This is a genomic window from Hydrogenimonas sp. (assembly GCF_029933015.1).
GTDB lineage: Bacteria > Campylobacterota > Campylobacteria > Campylobacterales > Hydrogenimonadaceae > Hydrogenimonas.
Genome location: NZ_JAOZOZ010000012.1, coordinates 19,506 through 22,925, shown reverse-complemented (window position 1 = coordinate 22,925; position 3,420 = coordinate 19,506). Strand labels below are relative to the sequence as shown.

The 3,420-nt window shown below is 55.8% G+C and carries 4 protein-coding genes; 1 reads left to right on the top strand and 3 read right to left on the bottom strand.

Features of this window, described 5'->3' with window-relative positions; all coding sequences use genetic code 11:
* The 3 genes from Q1K23_RS01890 to Q1K23_RS01880 all read right to left on the bottom strand — a co-directional run.
* A partial coding sequence (locus tag Q1K23_RS01890; RefSeq protein WP_300361695.1) for a tetraacyldisaccharide 4'-kinase occupies positions 1–818 on the bottom strand: 818 nt, incomplete at its 3' end.
* 52 nt (positions 819–870) lie between these two features.
* A complete protein-coding gene (locus Q1K23_RS01885) occupies positions 871–2,007 on the bottom strand; it encodes a DegT/DnrJ/EryC1/StrS family aminotransferase (RefSeq protein ID WP_300361692.1) in 1,137 nt (378 codons plus the stop codon).
* Between the two features lie 92 nt (positions 2,008–2,099).
* Positions 2,100–2,918, bottom strand: coding sequence for a ferritin-like domain-containing protein (locus Q1K23_RS01880; RefSeq protein ID WP_300361690.1), 819 nt, complete (start codon positions 2,916–2,918; stop codon positions 2,100–2,102).
* Positions 2,919–2,938: 20 nt separating this feature from the next.
* Between Q1K23_RS01880 and Q1K23_RS01875 the strand changes: the two genes are divergently transcribed.
* Positions 2,939–3,420: MBL fold metallo-hydrolase (locus tag Q1K23_RS01875; RefSeq protein WP_300361698.1), on the top strand; the 482-nt coding region annotated here is incomplete at its 3' end.

Genomic DNA, 3,420 nt, shown 5'->3' with positions numbered 1-3,420 from the left:
TCTTTTTCGGTGGTGAGGATCTTTTCGACATCATGTTTTTTCATCGCCTCTTCGATCTCCTTTTTGTCGAACCAGGCGTGATCGGGTAGGATAAGCCGCCCTTTTACGAGGTTTTTGGGCAAAAAAGGCTCCAAACGTTCGGGATTGGCGATGGCGGTGACCAGCAGCATCGGCGCGTCACACCCCTCGCAGGTGACGATGCGCCTGAAATCCTCCCCTTCGATTAGGATGAGATCGGCGTATCTCTCTTCGAACCGGAATTCGCGAAAGGGCCCCGAAGGGAGAGGGAGCGGATTGGGGATTTTTGCGGGGTAAAGGAGCAGTTCGAACTTTTCGATGGCCACTTTGCCAAAGCCGTCGTCGAGAAAAACGACTTTCGCCCCCATCTCTTTGGCTTTTTCGATCGCCTTTGCGCGATCTTCGGAGACGATCACCGTGGCATGGGGCAGAGAGCGCGCCAGGAGTGTCGCTTCGTCTCCGGCTTTTTCCACATCGGCTTTTATCTCTCCCCACTCGCTGACGACGACCAGCCCCTCGCTTTTTCTGCCGTATCCCCGCAGGACGACGGCCGGTTTTTCGAAACGACGCGCCAGAGCGATCGTCATGGGGGTCTTTCCGCTTCCGCCGACCAGCAGGTTGCCCACACTGACGATCGGGATACCGAAATCCTGCCGTCTGGCGATCCTCCTGCGGATCATCATGACGAGAGCATAGAGCAAAGAGAGAGGCAGCAGTGCCACGGCGACGATCCAGTGGTACCACCGGGGATGGTAATAGAGATTTTCGAAGAAGCGGACGAGACGGGGTTTGATCTTCATAAAAAAACGGGGAAGGGAGAGGCCGAAAGCCTCTTTCGCAGAGTGCGGCCCATCAGATGTGCGCCGCGGCGACCTCTCTGACGACATCGCAGACATACTCGACGTCGCTGTCGCTCATGTTGTGGTAGATGGGCAGTGAAAGCACCTGCTGATAGGTCTGGAGCGCCTGCTGGAAGTCGTTGACCCGAAGGCCGTACTTCTGTTTGTAGTAGCTCATCAGATGGAGCGGAATGTAGTGCAGCCCCGTATGGACACCCTTCTCTTTCAGAGCCCTCGCGAAACCGTCCCGGTTGCGGTCGATACGGATGATATAGAGCTGATAGATGTGATCTCTCTTTTTCACGGGCAGCGTCACGTGTTTGACACCGGCGAGCGCCTTGTCGTACATCTTCGCGATCTCCTGACGGCGGGCGATCATCTTGTCGACACGGCTGTACTGGGCCAGCGCATAGGCCGCGTCCAGCAGACTGATGTCGTATTTGCACCCGATATCGACCACATCGTACATATACTCGAGGTTGCCGTATTTGTCCCATCCGTCCGACTGGATGGCGTGGTCGCGAAGCAGCGTGGAGCGCTCATAAAGCGTATCGTCCTCGCACAGCAGCATCCCGGCACTGGCGATGGAGTGTTTCATGTGGGGAGAGAAGCTGAAACAGGTGATATCGGCACCCGTGGCACCGATGGGCGTACCGTTGTAGGTGCCGCCCAGGGCATCGCTGGCATCTTCGACGATTTTGATGTTGAATCTTTGGGCGATGTCGTAGAGACGGTCCAGATCGGTCGGCTGGCCGCCCACGTGGTTGATGATGGCCCCTTTGAGCTTTTTGGACTTGTTCTCTTCGAGCACTTTTTCCAACGCATCCAGGTCGATGTTGAAATCTTCGCTGTCGATATCGACGAAAATCGGCTCCGCGTCGAAATGGCGGACCACTTCCGGCACAGAGGGGAAGGAGTTGACCGAGCAGATGATCTTGTCACCGCGTTTGAGGTCCATCGCGCACATCGCCAGATGGAGCGCAGAGGTGCCACTGTTGACGGAAACGGCGTAGGTCGCGCCCGTCTTTTTGACGAATGCCTTTTCGAGCTCTTCGATCTTCGTTTCGCCTTCGAGATCGAGGACCTGTTCGATCTGGTCGCGTTCGACACTGCTGATATCGGGTTTGAAAAAAGGAATCTCTCGTGCCACGTGATGCTCCTGTGAAATTTTATTGCTCTTATCTTACTGAAAGTTTGATAAATTAGAGCTTGTAGATATAATTTCCATTCATAAGATGAATGTCATTCACATTTTTGGGCACCCATTCGTTTCAATTCGTCGCAGGCGAACCCGGCGGCGCGACGCGCTTCGATGTTGAGCTGCAGATTTTTCTTCTCCAGGCCCGGATAGTAGCGCTCGACGATTTCGAAATAGACATCGGGGTCGATCCCCCGCTCTTCGCATACCGCTTTGAACCACCGGTCTCCTTTCGCCACGTGGGAGACCTCCTCTTCCAGAATGACGCCCAAAGCGTCGATAATGGCGTCGATCATCGGTGAGGAGGGATAGTTTTCCAGACGCCTGATGATCTTCGGGTTGGCATCCAGGCCGTTGGCTTCGAGATAGCGCGGTACGACGGCCATGCGCTCCAGCACGTCCCGGCCACTCTTTTTCCCCGCGTCGAAAAGGGCGGTATGGACCGGATAGTCCCCATACTTCACTCCCACCCGCCTCATCAGATCGTCCAGCATCCCAAAATGCCTAACCTCATCGAAGGCCACCTCGATCCAGTCGAAATAGTAGTCTGAAGGCATACGGCGGAAACGGTAGGCCGAATCGAGAGCGAGATCGATGGCGCTGTACTCGATGTGGGCGATGGCGTGCAGCAGGATGCCCTGTCCTTCGGCGTCGTCGAAATGTTTTCTTTTGGGGACGTCTCTGGGGCGGACGATCGTCACGATCGAAGCGTAGGAGGGTTCGTCGAGGGTTTCGACAGGCGCGTCGTGGTCGAAAACCAGTGCATTCCGTTTCAAATTTGTGTACAATTGCTCCACGAGAGCACCCTTTTCGTACGGGTCGCTTTCACGCAGGGCACGCAGTGTCTCTTTGAAAAATTCCATAGAGAAAGTATAGCATGAAGATGAAGATACAGATGCAGCCGATGGGAGCCTACCAGACCAACTGTTACATCGTGACGATCGACGGAAAGGATTTCATCATCGATCCGGGCGTCGGCGCGACGGAGTGGGTCGTCTCCCGTGTGAAAAACCCGGTCGCCATCCTCAACACCCACGGCCACTTCGACCATGTCTGGAGCAACGCCGAGCTCAAAAAGCGTCTGAACGTCCCCATCTACTGCCCCGAAGGGGACGTTTTCATGCTCGAAAAAGACCCCTTTTCCCAGGGAACCCCGCCAAGCCGCGCCGATGTCGCCGTGGCCCCCGACGAAACGGTCCTCATCGAGGGGATCGGCATGAAGTTTCTCCATTTTCCCGGACACACCCCCGGCACGAGCGCCATCGAAATCGGCGACGCATGGTTCTGCGGGGACTTCCTTTTCAGGGGATCGATCGGCCGGGTCGACTTCCCCTACTCCGACCCCGAAGCGATGAAAAAGAGCCT